Here is a 17,789-nt window from a genome sequence, read left to right on the forward strand (position 1 = left end):
CAGGTCACCGACGGGGTTGGTCCAGGGCCGCGGTCACGCGGGCTTCACCGCCACGACGAAGATCCGCCGGAACGGCAGCACCGTGCCGTGCGGTGTCGTCGGGTAGGCCTCGCGGAGCAGGTCGCGGTACGCGGCGACGAACGCGTCGCGTGCCTCCGGGTCGTCCGCGAGGGCGGTGAGGACGGGGCGCAGGCCGGTGCCCTTCACCCAGTCCAGGACCGGGTCGGCGCCCGCCAGCAGATGCAGGTACGTCGTCTCCCACGCGTCCACCGCGCAGCCGAGGTCCGCGAGCCGCTCCAGGTACGCGGCGGGCGCGAGGACCGCGTCGGCGTGCCGCAGCAGGCCCGCGAGCCGGGCCCGCCATGGCGCGGTCCCGGCGAGTTCGCGCATCAGGGCGTGGCTGGGGGCCTCGAAGTTGCCGGGCACCTGGAAGGCGAGGGTGCCGCCGGGCGCGAGGGCGTCCAGGAGCCGCGGGAAGGCGTCGGCGTGCCCGGGGACCCACTGGAGCGTGGCGTTCGACGCGATCAGGTCGTACGTCTGCGGGGGCGTCCAGTGCGTCAGGTCGGCGTGCGCGAAGTCGAGGCGGCCGCCGCCGGCCGTGGGTCCGGCGTACGGCTCGGCCCTGGCCAGCATCTCGGGCGAGTTGTCGTAGCCGGTGATGTGCGCGGTGGGCCAGCGCTCGGCGAGCAGCGTCGTGACGTTGCCGGGGCCGCAGCCCAGGTCGGCGATGCGGGCCGGTTCGCGGGGCAGGGCGGGGACGCGGGCGAGCAGGTCCACGTAGGGGCGGCCGCGGTGGTCGGCGTGCCGGAGGTACTGCTGCGGGTCCCAGGTGGGCGAGGTCGTGTTCATGGGATCAGGGTCCCCACCACATATCTCGATGTCAAGAGACTTGAGATCAAGAGACTTCATGTCGACACACCCTCTACACTGATCGCCATGGAGGACGAGGTCGACCGTCTGGTCGCAGCGTGGCGCCGGGAGCGCCCCGACCTCGACGTGGAGCCCCTCGAGGTGCTCAGTCGGGTCAGCAGGCTGGCGCGTCATCTCGACCGCGCCCGCCGTCTCGCGTTCTCCGAGCACCAGTTGGAGCCGTGGGAGTTCGACGTCCTGACGTCACTGCGCCGCGCCGGGGAGCCGTATCAGCTCTCCCCCGGGCAGTTGCTGACGCAGACGCTGGTGACGTCCGGCACGATGACCAACCGCATCGACCGGCTCACCAAGAAGGGCCTCGTCGAGCGCCTCCCGGACCCCAGTGACCGCCGCGGCGTCCTGGTCCGGCTCACCGAGGAGGGCCGGGACCGCGCGGACCAGGCCCTGGCGGGTCTGCTCGCGCAGGAGCGGGCGATCCTGGCCGAGCTCTCGCGGACGCAGCGCGGCGAACTCGCGGCGCTGCTCCGCCAGTTGACGGCCCCGTTCGACAACATCCCCGGCTGACGCTCGACACAGGCCCGCGCCCCTGAAACACCGCACGACGTGCGCGTCTCAGGGGCGCGGGGAACTGCGCGACCAGCCACGACGAGACCCGCAGCCGCCCGCCCGGATCACCCCGGCGGAATCAGCTGGCGGCCTCGAGATCGACAGGCCCGACCCCCGCCCGGCGCGCGAGCGCGACCGCGGCGAGCGTCGAATGGACCCCGAGCTTCCCCAGCACGTTCTGCATATGCGTGCGCACCGTGTGCGGCGACAGGAACAGCCGCTCGGCCACGGCCTTGCGACCGAGCCCGGCCACCATGCAGCGCAGCACCTCACGCTCGCGCGGGGTCAGGGACTCGACCAGCCGCTCCGACTCGGTCCGGTGCTTGCGGGCCGCGGTCAGCTCCCGCAGCACCCCCGTCAGCAGCGCCGGCGGCAGATGCGTCTCGTCGCGCAGCACCCCCCGTATGACGGTGAGCAGGCGCGACAGGGAACAGTCCTTGGCGACCCACCCCGAGGCACCCGCCTGCAGGGCGAGTGCGGCGCGGCGCGGGTCGTCCCGCTCGGCGAGCACCACCGTGCGCACCGCGGGCTGGCCCGAACGGACGCCCGCCACCAGCGAGATGCCGTCGACGAGCCCGTCCTGCGCGGGACCGTCGGGCACGACGGTCGGCGGGCGCATGCCCTGCAGGGACGCCGCGCCCAGGTCGGCGTCGACCAGCAGCACATCGAATCTGCGCCCCTCGGCGGCCGCCCGGTCCAGGGAACGCAGGGCGGCCGGACCGCTGCCCGCGGCCGACACGTCGACGTCCGGCTCGGCGGCGAGCGCCGCGGCGAGGGACTCGGCGAAGATGCGGTGGTCGTCGACGACCAGAACCCGGATACGAACCACGTGAAAACCCCCTTCCCCACGCTCCTGAAGAGCAGGGGAGACCCCATTGTCGGGGAACAGACCAACGCGGGTACGGCGCCCGGGGTGCGGGTCATCACAGCCGCACGGCCGCCGCCGCGCCTTCACTGCTACCCCCACTCCGGGCGTCGTACCCGGCTGTCTCGCCCCCTGATCAACACCGGCCCCCACCGGTGTTGTCCCTCAGAGTAGGGCCGCGGGCCCGGAGGGGAAGGCAATTCGCAGAACTGGTTACCCGTTGGCCGACGGACGACTGTCCAGCGCGTTTATGGTGAGTCTCATGTTTCGCATTGAGACAGAAGTCGACAAAGAGCGCCGCCTTCTTCTCCGGTCACTGCTCCAGGAGACCAACACGGCGGCCTCCCCCGCACTGCGTGACCTGCGCGGCACCACGGCCGAGCGCGAAACCCCGCTGCAGGTCTGGGCGCTGGCGGAGGACGGCTCCCTGGCCGCCGGCCTGGACGCCCACACCTGGGCGACCTGGCTGCATGTGGACCTGCTCTGGGTCGACGGCCGGCACCGTGGCGCGGGCCTCGGCTCGCGGCTCCTCGCGGAGGCGGAGCGCATCGCCCGCGAGGACCACGGCTGCGTCAACTCCCGTGTGGAGACCTGGGATTTCCAGGCCCCCGGCTTCTACCGGCAGCACGGCTACGACGTGGTCGCCGTGGTGCCGGACTACCCGCCGGGGGTCAAGGAGTTCACGCTGACGAAACGGCTGAGCTGAACCGCCTGGTTCAGGACACCCGGCGGGCGCCCGGGGACGGCACCGCGGGGAACACCCGGGGCGCCGTGAACCCGGCGTCCTCGAAGGCGGCGAGGACGGACTTGGTGACCGCCTCCGCGTCGCCCGCCTCCACCAGCACCACGGCCGAGCCGCCGAAGCCGCCGCCGGTCATCCGGGCGCCGATCGCGCCGGAGGCGTTGGCCGTGGCGACGACCAGGTCCAGCTCCGGGCAGGAGATGCGCAGGTCGTCGCGGAGCGAGAGGTGGCCCTCGGTGAGGACGGGCCCGATGGCACGCACGTCCCCGGCGTCGAGCAGATCGATGACCCGCTCCACGCGGTGGTCGTCGGAGACGATGTGCCGGACGTAGCGGACGACCTTCTCGTCGACGCCCGACGTCTCCAACCTGCCGAGCGCGTCGGCCAGTTCGTCGAACGCGACGTCACGCAGGTGCGAGACGCCGAGGACGCGCGCGCCCTCCTCGCAGCCCGCGCGCCGCTCCGCGTACGCGCCGTCGCCCAGCTCGTGCTTGACGCGGGTGTCGACGACGAGGAGCTGCAGGCCGTGCTCGGTCAGGTCGAAGGGGACCTGACGGATCGACAGGTCGCGGCAGTCCAGGTGCAGCGCGTGGCCCTCGGTCGCGCAGGCGGACGCCATCTGGTCCATGACGCCGCAGGGCACGCCGACGAAGACGTTCTCGGCGCGCTGCGCGAGGACCGCCAGTTCCTGCCGGTTCAGGCCGAGTGCGAAGAGCTCGTCGAGCGCGTACGCCGTCACGACCTCCAGGGCCGCCGAGGACGACAGGCCCGCGCCGGTCGGCACCGTGGACGCGAGGTGGATGTCCGCGCCGGTGATCGCGTGGCCCGCGTCACGCAGCGCCCAGACGACGCCGGCCGGGTACGCGGCCCAGCCGCCCTGGCCGTACTTGCTGAGCGGGGTCAGCTCGTCGACGCGCAGTTCGGCGACGGGGGCGTCGATGTCGGCGGAGTGCAGCCGCAGCCGGCCGTCCTCGCGCCGGGCCACCGCGGCGACCGCGGTGTGCGGCAGCGCGAGCGGCATGACGAAGCCCTCGTTGAAGTCGGTGTACTCACCGATGAGGTTGACGCGGCCGGGGGCCGCCCACACCCCGGCGGGCTCGTACCCGTACAGATCGGCGAACTGCGCGGCGACGGACATCAGTCGGCTCCCTACCCCTGCTACTGCTGGCGCGCCTGGGCGAACGCCCAGGCGTCGGCGACGATTCCCGCGAGGTCCGCGCGGGACGGGTTCCAGCCGAGGCGCTCGCGCGCGGTGGCGGCGGAGGCCACGAGGACCGCCGGGTCGCCGCCGCGGCGCGCGGCGACGATCTCGGGGATCGGGTGGCCGGTGACCTGGCGGACGGTCTCGATGACCTCGCGGACGGAGAACCCGTTGCCGTTGCCGAGGTTGCAGATCAGGTGCTCGCCGGGCCGCGCGGCCTCGACCGCGAGGAGGTGCGCCTCGGCCAGGTCCGCGACGTGGATGTAGTCGCGGATGCAGGTGCCGTCGGGCGTCGGGTAGTCGTCGCCGAAGACGGAGATGGCCTCGCGGCGGCCCTGGGCGACCTGGAGGACGAGCGGGATGAGGTGCGACTCGGGGTCGTGCCGCTCACCGCAACTGCCGTACGCGCCCGCCACGTTGAAGTACCGAAGGGACACTGCAGCCAGTCCGTGCGCGGCCGCCTCGCCCGTGATCATGTGGTCGACGGCGAGCTTGGAGGCGCCGTAGGGGGAGGTCGGCGCGGTCGGGTCGGTCTCGGTGATCGGGGTGTCGACCGGTTCGCCGTACGTGGCGGCCGTCGACGAGAAGACGAGCTTGCCGACGCCCGCGGCGCGCATGGCGCCCAGCAGCGCCATCGTCCCGCCGACGTTGTTGTCCCAGTACTTCTCGGGCTTCACGACCGACTCGCCGACCTGCGAGAACGCGGCGAAGTGGAGCACCGCGTCGTACGAGGAGTCGAGCCATTTGGCGGCGTCGCGGATGTCGCCCTCGACGAAGGACGCCCCGGCGGGGACGCCCTCGCGGAAGCCGGTGGAGAGGTTGTCGAGGACGGTGACGTCGTGGTCCGCCTCGAGAAGGTGCTGGGCGACGACGCTGCCGACGTATCCCGCACCACCCGTGACCAGGTACTTGCCCATTACTTGCTCGCTACCTCTCGCAGTCGCTCGGCCGCGGATTCCGGCGGCACGTCATTGATGAACACGCTCATGCCGGATTCGGAACCCGCGAGGAACTTCAGCTTGCCGGAAGTGCGGCGGATGGTGAAAAGCTCGAGGTGGAGCGCGAAGTCGTCCCGGTTGACGCCCTCGAACTCCTCCAGCGAACCGAACGGGGCCTGGTGCCACGCCGCGATGTACGGCGTCGGCGGCTCACCCTCACCGAAGATCCGGTCGAAGCGCCTCAACAGTTCCAGATAAATCTTGGGGAACTCTGTGCGCGCCGCGTCGTCGAGCCCGAGCAGGTCGGGCACCTGGCGCTTGGGGTAGAGGTGCACCTCGTAGGGCCAGTGCGCCGCGTACGGCACGAAGGCCACCCAGTGCTCGCCCTCCAGGACGATCCGCGAACCGTCCGCGAGCTCCTTCTCCACGACGTCCGCGAAGAGGTTGCGCCCGCCGGTCTGCTCCTTGTGCTGGGCGGCCGAGCGCAGCATGAGGGCCGTGCGCGGGGTGGTGAAGGGGTAGCCGTAGATCTGTCCGTGCGGGTGGCCGAGGGTCACGCCGATCTCCGCGCCCCGGTTCTCGAAGCAGAAGACCTGCTCGACGGAGTCCAGGTGGGACAGCTCGGCGGTGCGGTCGGTCCAGGCCTCCAGGACGAGCCCGGCCTGCTCCTCGCTGAGGTCCGCGAAGGACTTGTCGTGGTCGGAGGTGAAGCAGACGACCTCGCAGCGGCCGGAGTCGCCGGCGAGCGAGGGGAAGCGGTTCTCGAAGACCGCGACGTCGTACGAGGAGTCGGGGACCTCGCTGAGGCGCTCGCCCTCGGACGGGCACAGCGGGCACTCGTCGGCCGGCGGGTGATAGGTGCGGCCCTGACGGTGCGAGGCGATCGCGACGGCGTCCCCGAGCAGCGGGTCGCGGCGGATCTCCGACGTGGTGACGGTGCGGTCGAGGGGGCGGCGGTCGACCGCGTCCCGGACGACGTCGTCGCGCGAGTCGTAGTAGATGAGTTCGCGCCCGTCGGCAAGCCGGGTCGACGTCTTCTTCACGTCCGATGCTCCTCGTCACACCAAACAAACAGAACCAAACACAACAAAGCATAAGGCAACAGCTGCGTCAAGAGGAACGGGCGGGAGTCGCCTGTGCGCTTTCTGTGCTGCTCCGCGGGTCTCCAGCGAGCCATCGATCACAATCAAACAAAGAACATCATGCGAAGTGTTCACTTATTGAAGTAGGAGGCGTAGGTTCCGGTCTGATTCAGTTCGCGCAACGAAGCGAGTTCCTATGCAGTCCCCCACACTGGCGTCAGCCTCGACAACCCTGGCCGAGGGGCTACGGCTGCCCACCAACGGCCTCGACTACGCGATCCTCGCGATCTACTTCGTGGTCGTCCTGGGCATCGGCTTCGCCGCCCGCCGCTCCGTGAAGACCAGCCTCGACTTCTTCCTGTCCGGGCGTTCCCTGCCCGCCTGGGTCACCGGTCTCGCGTTCGTCGCCGCGAACCTGGGCGCCACCGAGATCCTCGGCATGGCGGCCAACGGCGCGCAGTACGGCGTCTATACCGTCCACTGGTACTGGATCGGCGCCATCCCGGCCATGGTCTTCCTCGGCCTGGTCATGATGCCGTTCTACTACTCGTCCAAGGTCCGCTCGGTCCCCGAGTTCCTGCTGCACCGGTTCGGCCCGTCCTCGCACCTGCTGTCCTCGATCATCTTCGCCGTCTCGTCGGTGCTGATCGCGGGCGTCAACCTGTACGCGATGGCGCTGGTGCTCCAGGCGCTGCTCGGCTGGCCCCAGTGGCTCGCGATCGTCATCGCCGGCCTGTTCGTCCTCGCGTACATCACGATCGGCGGCCTGTCGTCCGCGATCTACAACGAGGTCCTGCAGTTCTTCGTGATCCTCGCCGCGCTGATCCCGCTGACGATCGTCGGCCTCAAGCGCGTCGGCGGCTGGGACGGCATCTCCGACTCGCTGTCGCAGTCGCACGGCGGCTCGTTCATGACCGCGTGGGAAGGCACGGGCATCGGCTCGTCGAACCCGCTCGGCGCGAACTGGCTCACCATCGTCCTCGGCCTCGGCTTCGTGATGAGCTTCGGCTACTGGACGACGAACTTCGCCGAGGTGCAGCGCGCCCTGTCCGCGAAGAACCTCTCCGCCGCCAAGCGCACCCCGCTGATCGCCGCGTTCCCGAAGATCCTCATCCCGATGGTCGTCGTGATCCCGGGCCTGATCGCCCTGGTGATGGAGCCCTCGCTCGGCAAGTCCAAGGACGGCCTGCAGTACAACGACGCCATCCCGGTCCTGATGCGCGACCTGCTCCCCAACGGTGTCCTGGGCGTCGCGGTGACCGGTCTGCTGGCGGCGTTCATGGCCGGTATGGCGGCCAACATCTCGTCGTTCAACACGGTGTTCACCAACGACATCTGGGCCGCGTACATCAAGAAGGGCCAGAGCGACAAGTACTACCTGTCGACCGGCCGCGTGGTCACCGCCGTCGGCGTGTTCATCGGCATGGGCACCGCGTTCATCGCGGGCAGCTTCAGCAACATCATGAACTACCTGCAGACACTGTTCTCCTTCTTCAACGTCCCGCTGTTCGTGGTGTTCATCATCGGCATGTTCTGGAAGCGCACCACGGCCGCGGCCGGCTTCTGGGGCCTGCTGTCCGGCACCGTGGCCGCCATGGTCAACTACTTCTGGTTCTACAAGCAGGGCGTCATCTCGATCCCCTCGGACCAGGGCGCCAACTTCGTCTCCTCGATCGTCGCCTTCGTGGTCGGCGCGGTCGTGATGTTCGTGGTCACGATGTTCACCAAGTCCAAGCCCGCCGAGGAACTGGCCGGTCTCGTGTACGGCACCAAGTCGCCGGGCATGGAAGAGCCGCCGGCCGAGGGTGACGACGCCTGGTACCGCAAGCCGGCCCTGCTGGGCTGGGGCGCGATCGTCCTCGCCGTCATCTGCTACATCCCGTTCTCCTTCTGAGGCCCGAGGTACACGACATGAGCGACCACACGAACCAGCACGTGGACGAGGTGAAGGAGCTGGAGGCCAAGTCGGCGACGGCGGCCCGCCTCTTCGACGTGCGCCGCATCATCGGCGGACTCTTCGTGGTGTACGGGATCATCGTCACGATCGCGGGCATCACGGCGTCCGACGCCGACCTCAAGAAGGCCCAGGACATCAACATCAACCTGTGGACCGGCATCGGCATGCTGATCCTCGGAGTGTTCTTCCTGGTCTGGCTGAAGCTGCGCCCGACGGCGCCGCCCACACCGCCCCTTCCGGACGAGTCCGAGTAACGCGCGACGGACCGGCCGGGGCCGGAATCCAGCACCTGCGGGCGCTGGGTTCCGGCCCTTTCCCGTCGCAGGCCCTTGTCGCACGGCCCGTCACCTGCCGCGCCGCAACGCAGAAGTCCCGCCCCGCTGATGCGGGACGGGACTTCGAGTGGAGCGCCGGGCAGGCCTTGCACCTGCATTTCCCCGCAGGAAGCGGGGCGTCTTTCCTTGGACCACCAACGCAACGACGCTTGCTCCGAGTTGGAGTGCCGCGTGCAAGATCGACTATAGCTCAGGATTCCGGATCGGTCGACTCCGCGGGCGGATTGACCGGCCCGGCCCGGTCGAGGAGACCGGTGCGCGCCGCGAGCGCCGCCGCTTCCAGGCGGGATCCGACGCCCAGCTTCATCAGCACCCGCTGCACATGGGTGCGTGCCGTGCTCGGCGCGATGCCCATGCCCGCCGCGATCAGCCGGGTGTCCTCGCCGTCCGCGACCCGGACCAGGACCTCCACCTCGCGCGGGGTGAGCATCTGCAGCAGCCGCTGCCCCTCGTCGTCCGGCTGCGCCGCGGGGTTCAGCAACTCGCTGAAGGCGCCCTGCAACAGGGCCGGGGCCACCGCCGCCTCGCCCGCCCGCGCCTTCATCAGGGCCCGCTCGACGCCCTCGATGCGCTCGTCATGACGGACGTAACCGGAGGCGCCGGCCGCGAAGGCCGCCGCGATCCCGCGCGGGGAGGGAACCGGCCCGAGGACCACCACCGCCACTTGTGGACGCTCGCGCTTGATCCGGACCACCGGGTCGAAGGTGCCCGGCTCGGCCGGTGTCGCCGTGCCGATGAGGCAGACCTCCGGCGCCCGGGAGATGACCAGTTCGGCGGCGCCCGCGGCGGGCGCGGCCGCGGCGAGCACGCGGTGCCCGCGCAGCTTCAGGGCCGAGGCAAGTGCCTCCGCCAGCAATCGGTGGTCGTCGACCACCATGAGCCGCACACCCATTGAGCCAACCCCCCAAATCGCCCCAGGAACCTCCATGGACTCCCGGGCCCCCCAGGTACAGGCGAGCCCCCCGACTCCCCGTCCTCCTTCATCCCCCGGAAGCTACACGCTTGTTCGACGTTGCGCGCCCCCTACCGGTGAGAAGCGGCCCCGAATGCTGAAATCCCCGCCTTTCAGACGTGATGGGGCACCGGGGCGCACAACGGCGCCGGCCCCGCGCCCCCTGTGCGGGGTGCGGGGCCGGAACGTACGGGCGACAGGCCTCGTCGGCTACTTCGTGACGAAGCCGACGGCCGTGTAGGACTTCTCGTCGGCCGAGTACGGCGGGCTGATGAGGCCCTTGCCGAAGTACAGCCGGCCGTTGGAGTAGCGCAGTTCGGAGCTGGAGTTGCCCGGGACCATGCTGCTGATCGCGCTCTTGACCGACTGCGTGGCCGGGGTCTCCAGCAGCGTCGTCTGCTTCATCCCCTCGGGGGCGATGGTGACGATCTGGCTGCCCTTGTCGTACGGGCCGTCCTTGTAGGCGAGGATGTTCCCGCCGTCCATGCGGAACGGGAAGATCTCGTAGTCGCCGCCGTCGGCCCGGTCGCCCGTGGAGCGGCCCGTCTTCAGGTCGAACGAGACGATCTCGTTGGTCATCCCGAGGTCGCCGCCCGCGTCGTGCTGACGGGTGGCCAGGTAGACGCGGCCGTTGCCGACGACGACCTTCGAGCAGCCCTCGGTCATGCCGACCTCGCAGTCGAAGTCGTACTTCTCGTCGTCGATGGCGATCTTCGTGACGAGCTTGCCCTTGGCGTCGAGCGAGAAGATGTCGGTGATGGTGCCCGCCGCGTTGTCACCCGTGCCGACGCCGAAGACCACCGGATCGGTGGACAGGACCTTGGCGTTGGTGACGCCGGTGGCGAGCTTGTACGTCCACTGCGGGCGGCCGCTCTTCGGGTCCAGCAGCTGGACCTCGTACTTCTCGCTGCCGTAGTCGCCGCACTTGCGGACCGCGACCAGCTGCTCGCCGCCGTGGTAGCCGACGTCCTCGCAGGTGCCGGTCTGCGGCTGCCAGAGGATCTTGCCCGACGCGATGTCGAAGGCGGCGCCGCCGCGCAGGCCGCCGCCGACCGCCAGCGTGTCGCCGGAGAAGGAGAGTTCCTCGAAGGTCCGGGCCTGGGACCCGGAGCCGATGGACTTCGTCCAGAGCTTCTTGCCGGTGTTCACGTCGAAGACCGTGACCTGGCTGCACGTCTGGTGGCTGCCGTCCTTGGGCCGCTTGGCGTCCTCGGTGACGACGGCGGCCCGGGCGTCCTTGGTGACATCCGCCGTCGCGCCGCAGGTCTGGCCGGGCAGCGGCAGCGTCCAGTTCTTCTGGCCGCTCGCCGGGTCGTAGCCGACGATCTCGTTGACGCCCGCCTTGGCGTACGTCTTGTCGGTCAGCCAGGAGCCCTTGACGCTGTCGACGTTGTCCTTGGCGACCTTCGGCGCGGGCAGCTGGAAGGCGATGCTCGCGGCGGTGGTGGCCGGGACCTTCTCCTGGCCGTCGCCGCCGAAGCCGGAGCCGTCCTTGCCGTTGCCGCCGCCCTTCTTGCCGTCGGCGGAGGTCTTCTTGTCGTCCTTGCCGTCGTCGGAGGAGCTCGCGTAGAAGATGCCGCCGCCGACGATCAGGGCGATGACCACGACGGCCGCGGTGACGATCCACACGATCGGCGACGGCTTCTTGCCGCCACCGCCGCCGGGTGCGGCCATCGGCGTGGTGGGCGGCTGCGGGTACCCGTACTGCTGCTGGCCGTACTGCTGCTGCCCATAGGGCTGCTGCCCGAACTGCTGCTGCCCGTGCGGCTGTTGGCCGTACGCGGGCGTGGGCGGCTGCTGCGGCTGCTGCTGGCCCGGGTAGCCGTAGCCCGGTGCGCCCTGCGGGGGCGGGGGCGGCGTCTGCGGATAGCCGTAGCCGGGGGCATCCTGCGGCGGGGGCGGCGGCGGGGCGCCGAAGCCGCCGGGCGGAGGCGGCGTGGGCGCGCCGAAACCGCCGGCGGGCGGCTCGGCCGGAGCGGCGGGAGCAGCGGGCGGCTCGGCCGGAGCAGCGGGGGTCGCCGGGGACTCCGGCTTCTTGCTGAACGCGTCCTGCGGGGGCTCGTTCGGCGGCTGGGGAGGCTGGGGCGGCTGGGTCATGGCGTGGGTACCTCGGGGGCCTGAGGAAGGGGACGGGAGGGGGGAGCGGTGCGCGACGTCAGTCGCCGTAGGCCAGCATCAGTTTCTGCTGGCCCTTGGCGCTGCCGGACAGGTTGGTGACGGAGAGGTAGAAGCGCCCGTCGGCCCAGGCGATGTCCTTCGAGTAGAAGCCGCTCTCGATCTCGGCCGTGCCCTCCGGGTTCTGCAGCAGCGTCTTCGGCGTGTGCGAGCCCGAGACCGGGATGGACAGCACGCGTCCCGCGGCGCCGCCGTACGACGCCTCCATGTACGTGACGACGGCGCCGTTCTCGACCGTGATCGGCACCAGCGACTGGTCCTGTGGCGACTTGACCCGCCAGCGCTCCTTGCCGCTGGTGAGGCTGATCGCGACGACCTCGTTCGCCCCGCCGGTCTTGCCCTTCGTCGGCATGTAGAGCGTGGAGGCGTCCACGGTCACGCCCTCGCAGCCGTTCAGGTTCCGGGAGAGGAAGGAGAAGGTGGAGCCGCAGCCGGTGTCGAGGCCGTCGACGCCGACCTCGGACTGCACGGAGCTGCTGTTGTTCTTGAAGGAGGCGATGTTGTACTTCTTGTCGTCCTCGTTGGTGCTGTACACGACCAACGGGCTGACGGAGTACACGTTCGAGATCGACCAGTCCTTGGGGAACTTCTTCGTCCACAGGGCCTTGCCGGTCTGCGGGTCGAGCTGGCGCAGCTCCTCGTGCGCGTTGTCGCCGCCCGCTCCGCAGGACGCCACCGAGAGCAGCTTGTCCTTGTTGCCGGTGTACGCCTTGGGGAAGCAGTCGGAGCCGTACTGCTCGACGACGTACTTCTTCTTCGTGCCGGTCTTGGCGTCCAGGGCGAGGCCCGACATCTGGCGGCCGACCATCAGGGTGTCGCCGCCGACGTAGGTGAGCGAGATGCTGGAGCCGGTGCCGTCGAAGAAGTCGTCCTTGTCCTCGCGCTCGGCGATCTTCGCCGTCCAGCCCTTCGCGCCGGTGGCCAGGTCGATCTCCTGGATCTGGTTGCAGTGGGCGCGGGAGCTGGTGCCGCTCATGTACGCGACGACGATCTTGCCGGCGTCGGACGGCTGCTTCGTCACGGAGCAGATCTTCTGGGGCAGCTTGATCGCGGGCCAGCTGACCTTGCCGTCCGCGACGTCGTACCCCAGGACCTCCTTGTACGCGGCCTTCACCGCGACCTTGCCGGTGATCCACATGCCGGGGGCGTCGGCGCCGTCGCTGCTGACCTTGGGGGCCGTCTTGTACCAGAGGACCTTCGCCTCGCCGTCCTGGCGGCCCGCGTTGAGGTCCTCCTCGCCGGCGTGGCCGTCGCCCTGCCCGTCGCCCGGGTTGACCGGGGCGGACGCGGTGGCCTTGGGGTCCTTGTTCTTCTTGTCGGCGGTGTCCTTCTTGTCGTCGCCGTCGTCGCCGCCGACCACGGCGAACACGACACCGCCCGCGACGACCAGCAGGGCGACCGCCGCCGCGGCGATCACCCAGGTCTTCCCCTTGATGCCGCCGCCGCCCGGCGGGGCCGGCGGCTGCTGCGGCGGGTGGCCGTACGGCGGCTGCTGCCCGTAGGGCCCGGGCTGCTGGGCGTACGGGCCCGGCTGCTGGGGGTAGCCGTAGGGGCCGGGCTGCTGGGGCGGCTGGCCGTAGGGGCCGGGCTGCTGCGGCTGACCGTACGGGCCCGGCTGCTGGTACGGACCGGGCTGCTGCTGGGGGTATCCGTAACCGGGCTGCGGCGCCGGGGGCGTCTGCGGCGGAGCGGCCGGCGGGGGCGTCTGCGGCGCAGGCGGGGTCCCGGCCGGCTCCTGGCTCGGCGACGCCTGCGGATCCTGTGGTGCTCCGAAGCCGCCGGACGGCGGCTGGCTGGGCGGCTGAGTCATCAGCGCTCCCCCCTCTTCACTGCTGATGTACCGGCACGCCTGGGTGTTTTCCGGACGTTCTCAAGTCGGTCACAGGGTGCGCTCAGGCCGCCCCCAGCGGCCCTTTCTATCACTCTGCACACACATGCACAGGGCCGGTCCGCCCCCTGTTCCCAAGGGAGGACCGGCCCGTGATGCGTCCGTTACGCGCCTTGCACGCGCCCTTCACGCATCGTCGGCGAGTTCCAGCCAGCGCATCTCCAACTCCTCGCGCTCGGCGACGAGTTCACGCAGCTGGGCGTCCAGCTTGGCCACTTTTTCGAAGTCTGTGGCGTTATCGGCGATCTGGGTGTGCAGCGTGGACTCCTTGCCGGAGATCTTGTCCATCTGCCGCTCGATCTTCTGCAGTTCCTTCTTGGCGGCGCGGGCGTCCGCGGCGGACGGGCCGGACTTCGCCTCCTGCACCGGGGCGGGCGCCGGGGCGGCGGCCTCGATCATCCGCTGCCTGCGCTCCAGGTACTCCTCGATGCCGCGCGGCAGCATCCGCAGGGTGCCGTCGCCGAGCAGCGCGAAGGTGTTGTCGGTGGTGCGCTCGATGAAGAACCGGTCGTGGGAGATGACCACCATGGAGCCGGGCCACCCGTCGAGCAGGTCCTCCAGCTGCGTCAGGGTCTCGATGTCGAGGTCGTTCGTGGGCTCGTCGAGGAAGAGCACGTTCGGCTCGTCCATGAGCAGGCGCAGCAGCTGGAGCCGGCGGCGCTCACCGCCGGAGAGATCACCGACCGGCGTCCACTGCTTCTCCTTGCCGAACCCGAACTGCTCGCACAGCTGGCCCGCGGTCATCTCCCGGCCCTTGCCGAGGTCGACGCGGTCGCGGATCTGCTGCACGGCCTCCAGGACCCGCAGCGTGCCCGGCAGTTCGGTCACGTCCTGGGAGAGGTACGCGAGCCGGACGGTCTTGCCGACGACGATCTTCCCGGCGGCGGGCTGCTCGTCGCCCTGGGTGCGGGCGGCGTCGGCGAGGGCGCGCAGCAGGGACGTCTTGCCCGCTCCGTTCACCCCGACCAGGCCGATGCGGTCGCCGGGGCCGAGCTGCCAGGTCAGATGCTTGAGCAGCACCTTCGGCCCGGCCTGGACGGTCACGTCCTCCAGGTCGAAGACGGTCTTGCCGAGCCGGGCGTTCGCGAACTTCATCAGCTCGCTCTTGTCGCGCGGCGGCGGCACGTCCGCGATCAGTTCGTTGGCGGCCTCGATGCGGTAGCGCGGCTTGGAGGTGCGGGCGGGGGCGCCGCGGCGCAGCCAGGCCAGCTCCTTGCGCATCAGGTTCTGCCGCTTGGCCTCCTCGGTCGCGGCGATCCGCTCCCGCTCGGCGCGGGCGAACACGTAGTCCGAGTAGCCGCCCTCGTACTCGTAGACGTCGCCCTTCTGCACGTCCCACATGCGGGTGCAGACCTGGTCGAGGAACCAGCGGTCGTGGGTGACGCAGACGAGCGCGGAGCGCCGGGCCTGGAGGTGGCGGGCGAGCCAGGAGATGCCCTCGACGTCCAGGTGGTTGGTCGGCTCGTCGAGGACGATCAGGTCCGGGTCGCCGATGAGCAGCTGGGCGAGCGCGATACGGCGCCGCTCGCCGCCGGAGAGCGGACCGATCACGGTGTCCAGGCCCTGCGGGAAGCCCGGCATGTCGAGCCCGCCGAACAGGCCGGTCAGCACGTCGCGGATCTTGGCGTTGCCCGCCCACTCGTGGTCGGCGAGGTCGCCGATCACCTCGTGCCGGACGGTCGCCGCCGGGTCGAGCGAGTCGTGCTGCGTGAGCACGCCCAGGCGCAGGCCGCCGCTGTGCGTGACGCGGCCGCTGTCGGACTCCTCCAGCTTGGCGAGCATCCGGATCAGGGTCGTCTTCCCGTCCCCGTTGCGCCCGACCACGCCGATCCGGTCGCCTTCGGACACGCCGAGGGAGACGCCGTCGAGCAGGGCACGGGTGCCGTAGACCTTCGTGACGTTCTCGACGTTGACCAGATTGACTGCCATTTCGCTCCTGCCAGGGGGACTGCGCGGGGCCCTCCGGGGGTGGGCCGGCTTTCAAGCGTAGTCGGGGTCGTGGGGTGGCCATCGCGCCGTGGGGGTCAGGTGGTTCGGCGGGTGCGGGTGGAGTGCGGCCGGTCGCGCAGTTCCCCGCGCCCCCGAAGGCGGCGGCGCGAGACCCGACGGACCAGCGGGGCGACCTCCCGGGGACGCACGACGCGGCCCTGGCCCGCGCCCAGCGACGGCGGGGGCAGCGGGTGGCCGCGCAGCACCATCGCCGCGTGGAGCCCGACAAGGGCGACCGTGCCGAGCGGGAGTGCCGCCCGGCGCACTTGGCGGCGACGGCGTCCGGAGGTCTTCATGGGGCCAGCGTGCCGCGCCGGACGGGCTCCCCGGCAGCGTGTGCGTACTCAGCCCGGGCTGAGTACGCGCGTCTGAAGCGTCAGAGCAGCGTCGCGCCCGGCGCCGGGGAGGACGCCACGCGGACGCTGCGGCACGTGCCGGACGCGGCCAGGGAGTCGGCGATCCGCCGGGCCCCCGCCTCGTCCGCCGCGAGGAACGCGGTCGTCGGCCCGGAGCCGGAGACGAGCGCGGCCAGCGCGCCCGCCGTCGTGCCCGCGTCGAGCGTGGCCTTCAGGGCGGGGAAGAGGGAGAGGGCCGCGGGCTGCAGGTCGTTGGTGACGGTCGCGGCGAGGGCCGTCGCGTCGCCGGTGCGCAGCGCCTCCAGCAGGGCGGGGGACGCGACGGGCTCGGGGGCGCTGGGGCTCAGCCGGTCGAACTCCCGGTACACGGCGGGCGTGGACAGACCGCCGTCCGCGGCCGCGAACACCCACCAGAACTGGCCGCCCACGTCGAGGAGTTCGAGCTTCTCGCCGCGCCCGGTGCCGAGCGCCGCCCCGCCGACCAGGCTGAACGGCACGTCGCTGCCCAGCTCGGCGCAGATGTCGAGGAGTTCCTCGCGCGAGGCGCCGGTCCCCCACAGGGCGTCGCAGGCGACCAGGGCGCCCGCCGCGTCCGCGGAGCCGCCCGCCATGCCGCCGGCGACGGGGATGTCCTTGGCGATGTGGATGCGGACCTTCGGGTCTCCGAGGCCGTGCCGTCCGGCCAGCGCGATCGCCGCGCGGGCGGCCAGGTTCGTCCGGTCCAGGGGGACCTGATCGCTGCCCGGGCCCGTGCAGGTGAGGCGGAGGGAGTCCGCGGGCTCCACCGTCACCTCGTCGTACAGGCCCACGGCGAGAAAGACGTTGGCCAGGTCGTGGAAGCCGTCGGGGCGGGCGGCGCCCACCGCGAGCTGGACATTGACCTTGGCCGGTACGCGTACGGTCACCGACGTCACTGCTGTGTGTCCTCCGGGGTCGTGGCTTCCGGGATCCTGGCCTCCGCGATCCGCGCGAACTCCTCCACCGTCAGCGCCTCGCCGCGGGCCTGCGGCGAGACTCCGGCCGCGACCAGGGCCGCTTCGGCCGCGGCGGCCGATCCGGCCCAGCCGGCGAGCGCGGCGCGCAGCGTCTTGCGGCGCTGGGCGAACGCGGCGTCGACGACCGCGAAGACCTCTTCCTTGGACGCGGTGGTGGCGATCGGTTCGCTGCGGCGGACCAGCGAGACGAGGCCGCTGTCGACGTTCGGCGCGGGCCAGAAGACGTTGCGGCCGATGGAGCCGGCCCGCTTGACCTCGGCGTACCAGTTGGCCTTCACGGACGGCACGCCGTAGACCCGCGAGCCGGGCCCCGCGGCGAGCCGGTCGGCGACCTCCGCCTGGACCATGACGAGGGTGCGCTCGATGGTCGGGAAGGTGTCGAGCATGTGCAGCAGGACCGGCACCGCGACGTTGTACGGGAGGTTCGCGACCAGGGCCGTCGGGTCCGGGCCCGGCAGCTCGGTCACCTGCATCGCGTCGCAGTTGACCAGGCCGAAGGCGTCCTTCTTGGCCGGGATGCGGGCGGCGACGGTGGCGGGCAGCGCGGCGGCGAGCACGTCGTCGATCTCGACGGCCGTCACGTGCCGGGCCACGTCGAGCAGCGCCAGGGTGAGCGAGCCGAGGCCCGGGCCGACCTCGACGACCACGTCGTCCTCGGTGACCTCCGCGGTGCGGACGATCCGGCGGACCGTGTTGGCGTCGATGACGAAGTTCTGGCCGCGCTGCTTGGTGGGGCGTACGCCGAGGACGGCGGCCAGTTCGCGGATGTCGGCCGCGCCGAGGAGGGGGCCTTGGGGGTCAGTGGTGCTCACCGTTCAAGAGTACGGGGCGCCTTCGC

The 17,789-nt window shown here is 71.1% G+C and carries 16 protein-coding genes; 4 read left to right on the top strand and 12 right to left on the bottom strand.

The features are described 5' to 3' along the window. Positions 1–33 precede the first annotated feature (33 nt). Entirely contained in the window at positions 34–849 is an 816-nt protein-coding gene (locus ACQUQD_RS17225; RefSeq protein WP_428952973.1) for a trans-aconitate 2-methyltransferase, read from the bottom strand. Between the two features lie 87 nt (positions 850–936). Here ACQUQD_RS17225 and tamR point away from each other — a divergent pair, with 87 nt between their 5' ends. Continuing rightward, entirely contained in the window at positions 937–1,434 is a 498-nt protein-coding gene (gene tamR / locus ACQUQD_RS17230) for a MarR family transcriptional regulator TamR (protein ID WP_428952974.1), read from the top strand. Between the two features lie 121 nt (positions 1,435–1,555). Here tamR and ACQUQD_RS17235 read toward each other — a convergent pair whose 3' ends face one another. Further along, positions 1,556–2,305, bottom strand: a complete 750-nt coding sequence (locus tag ACQUQD_RS17235) for a LuxR C-terminal-related transcriptional regulator (protein ID WP_428952975.1) — start codon at positions 2,303–2,305, stop codon at positions 1,556–1,558. A gap of 286 nt (positions 2,306–2,591) precedes the next feature. On the opposite strand from ACQUQD_RS17235, the gene ACQUQD_RS17240 reads away from it, so the two are divergent. Next, positions 2,592–3,047 carry a GNAT family N-acetyltransferase gene (locus ACQUQD_RS17240; protein ID WP_428952976.1) on the top strand — a complete coding sequence of 152 codons (456 nt, stop codon included), beginning with the start codon at positions 2,592–2,594 and terminating at the stop codon, positions 3,045–3,047. Positions 3,048–3,057: 10 nt separating this feature from the next. Here ACQUQD_RS17240 and galK read toward each other — a convergent pair whose 3' ends face one another. The 3 genes from galK to galT are packed head-to-tail and all read right to left on the bottom strand — an operon-like array spanning position 3,058 to position 6,265. Next, positions 3,058–4,221 (bottom strand): galactokinase, encoded by a 1,164-nt coding sequence (gene galK, locus ACQUQD_RS17245; protein WP_428952977.1) that lies wholly within the window; start codon positions 4,219–4,221, stop codon positions 3,058–3,060. Positions 4,222–4,241: 20 nt separating this feature from the next. Next, positions 4,242–5,201, bottom strand: coding sequence for a UDP-glucose 4-epimerase GalE (galE, locus tag ACQUQD_RS17250; RefSeq protein ID WP_428952978.1), 960 nt, complete (start codon positions 5,199–5,201; stop codon positions 4,242–4,244). Next, on the bottom strand, positions 5,201–6,265 hold the full coding sequence (galT, locus tag ACQUQD_RS17255) for a galactose-1-phosphate uridylyltransferase (protein WP_428952979.1): 1,065 nt from the start codon (positions 6,263–6,265) through the stop codon (positions 5,201–5,203). Before galT ends, galE begins: the two co-directional genes overlap by 1 nt. Before the next feature lie 235 nt (positions 6,266–6,500). On the opposite strand from galT, the gene ACQUQD_RS17260 reads away from it, so the two are divergent. Both ACQUQD_RS17260 and ACQUQD_RS17265 read left to right on the top strand, forming a co-directional pair. Next, on the top strand, positions 6,501–8,198 hold the full coding sequence (locus ACQUQD_RS17260; RefSeq protein WP_428952980.1) for a sodium:solute symporter family protein: 1,698 nt from the start codon (positions 6,501–6,503) through the stop codon (positions 8,196–8,198). Positions 8,199–8,215: 17 nt separating this feature from the next. Further along, the gene (locus ACQUQD_RS17265; RefSeq protein WP_428952981.1) at positions 8,216–8,515 is read left to right on the top strand and encodes a hypothetical protein; all 300 of its coding nucleotides are present in this window, start codon (positions 8,216–8,218) and stop codon (positions 8,513–8,515) included. 271 nt (positions 8,516–8,786) lie between these two features. Here the strand turns inward: ACQUQD_RS17265 and ACQUQD_RS17270 are convergent, their stop codons facing one another. From ACQUQD_RS17270 to rsmA, 7 genes are all read right to left on the bottom strand, one after another. Next, complete coding sequence (locus tag ACQUQD_RS17270) at positions 8,787–9,488, bottom strand: helix-turn-helix transcriptional regulator (RefSeq protein WP_428952982.1); 702 nt, start codon at positions 9,486–9,488, stop codon at positions 8,787–8,789. Between the two features lie 270 nt (positions 9,489–9,758). After that, positions 9,759–11,645, bottom strand: coding sequence for a PQQ-binding-like beta-propeller repeat protein (locus ACQUQD_RS17275; RefSeq protein WP_428952983.1), 1,887 nt, complete (start codon positions 11,643–11,645; stop codon positions 9,759–9,761). Positions 11,646–11,703: 58 nt separating this feature from the next. Further along, the gene (locus ACQUQD_RS17280) at positions 11,704–13,533 is read right to left on the bottom strand and encodes a PQQ-binding-like beta-propeller repeat protein (protein WP_428952984.1); all 1,830 of its coding nucleotides are present in this window, start codon (positions 13,531–13,533) and stop codon (positions 11,704–11,706) included. A gap of 204 nt (positions 13,534–13,737) precedes the next feature. After that, positions 13,738–15,540, bottom strand: a complete 1,803-nt coding sequence (locus ACQUQD_RS17285) for an ABC-F family ATP-binding cassette domain-containing protein (RefSeq protein WP_428952985.1) — start codon at positions 15,538–15,540, stop codon at positions 13,738–13,740. 95 nt (positions 15,541–15,635) lie between these two features. Next, positions 15,636–15,896 (bottom strand): hypothetical protein, encoded by a 261-nt coding sequence (locus ACQUQD_RS17290; RefSeq protein WP_428952986.1) that lies wholly within the window; start codon positions 15,894–15,896, stop codon positions 15,636–15,638. A gap of 80 nt (positions 15,897–15,976) precedes the next feature. Then, positions 15,977–16,870: a 4-(cytidine 5'-diphospho)-2-C-methyl-D-erythritol kinase gene (locus tag ACQUQD_RS17295; RefSeq protein ID WP_428952987.1), complete on the bottom strand. Its 894-nt coding sequence runs from the start codon at positions 16,868–16,870 to the stop codon at positions 15,977–15,979. Next, positions 16,867–17,763, bottom strand: a complete 897-nt coding sequence (rsmA, locus tag ACQUQD_RS17300) for a 16S rRNA (adenine(1518)-N(6)/adenine(1519)-N(6))-dimethyltransferase RsmA (RefSeq protein WP_428952988.1) — start codon at positions 17,761–17,763, stop codon at positions 16,867–16,869. The genes ACQUQD_RS17295 and rsmA overlap by 4 nt, the downstream gene beginning before the upstream one ends. Positions 17,764–17,789 lie beyond the last annotated feature (26 nt).

The sequence above is a fragment of the Streptomyces sp. cg35 genome, from assembly GCF_050410835.1.
GTDB lineage: Bacteria > Actinomycetota > Actinomycetes > Streptomycetales > Streptomycetaceae > Streptomyces.

Bases quoted from the DNA above. Each gene is read 5' to 3' on its own strand.
- ACQUQD_RS17290 (WP_428952986.1), bottom strand. From the start codon at position 15,896: ATGAAGACCTCCGGACGCCGTCGCCGCCAAGTGCGCCGGGCGGCACTC.
- galE (WP_428952978.1), bottom strand. From the start codon at position 5,201: ATGGGCAAGTACCTGGTCACGGGTGGTGCGGGATACGTCGGCAGCGTC.
- galK (WP_428952977.1), bottom strand. From the start codon at position 4,221: ATGTCCGTCGCCGCGCAGTTCGCCGATCTGTACGGGTACGAGCCCGCC.
- ACQUQD_RS17285 (WP_428952985.1), bottom strand. From the start codon at position 15,540: ATGGCAGTCAATCTGGTCAACGTCGAGAACGTCACGAAGGTCTACGGC.
- ACQUQD_RS17240 (WP_428952976.1), top strand. From the start codon at position 2,592: ATGGTGAGTCTCATGTTTCGCATTGAGACAGAAGTCGACAAAGAGCGC.
- ACQUQD_RS17280 (WP_428952984.1), bottom strand. From the start codon at position 13,533: ATGACTCAGCCGCCCAGCCAGCCGCCGTCCGGCGGCTTCGGAGCACCA.
- tamR (WP_428952974.1), top strand. From the start codon at position 937: ATGGAGGACGAGGTCGACCGTCTGGTCGCAGCGTGGCGCCGGGAGCGC.
- ACQUQD_RS17270 (WP_428952982.1), bottom strand. From the start codon at position 9,488: ATGGGTGTGCGGCTCATGGTGGTCGACGACCACCGATTGCTGGCGGAG.
- ACQUQD_RS17260 (WP_428952980.1), top strand. From the start codon at position 6,501: ATGCAGTCCCCCACACTGGCGTCAGCCTCGACAACCCTGGCCGAGGGG.
- ACQUQD_RS17225 (WP_428952973.1), bottom strand. From the start codon at position 849: ATGAACACGACCTCGCCCACCTGGGACCCGCAGCAGTACCTCCGGCAC.
- ACQUQD_RS17275 (WP_428952983.1), bottom strand. From the start codon at position 11,645: ATGACCCAGCCGCCCCAGCCTCCCCAGCCGCCGAACGAGCCCCCGCAG.
- ACQUQD_RS17265 (WP_428952981.1), top strand. From the start codon at position 8,216: ATGAGCGACCACACGAACCAGCACGTGGACGAGGTGAAGGAGCTGGAG.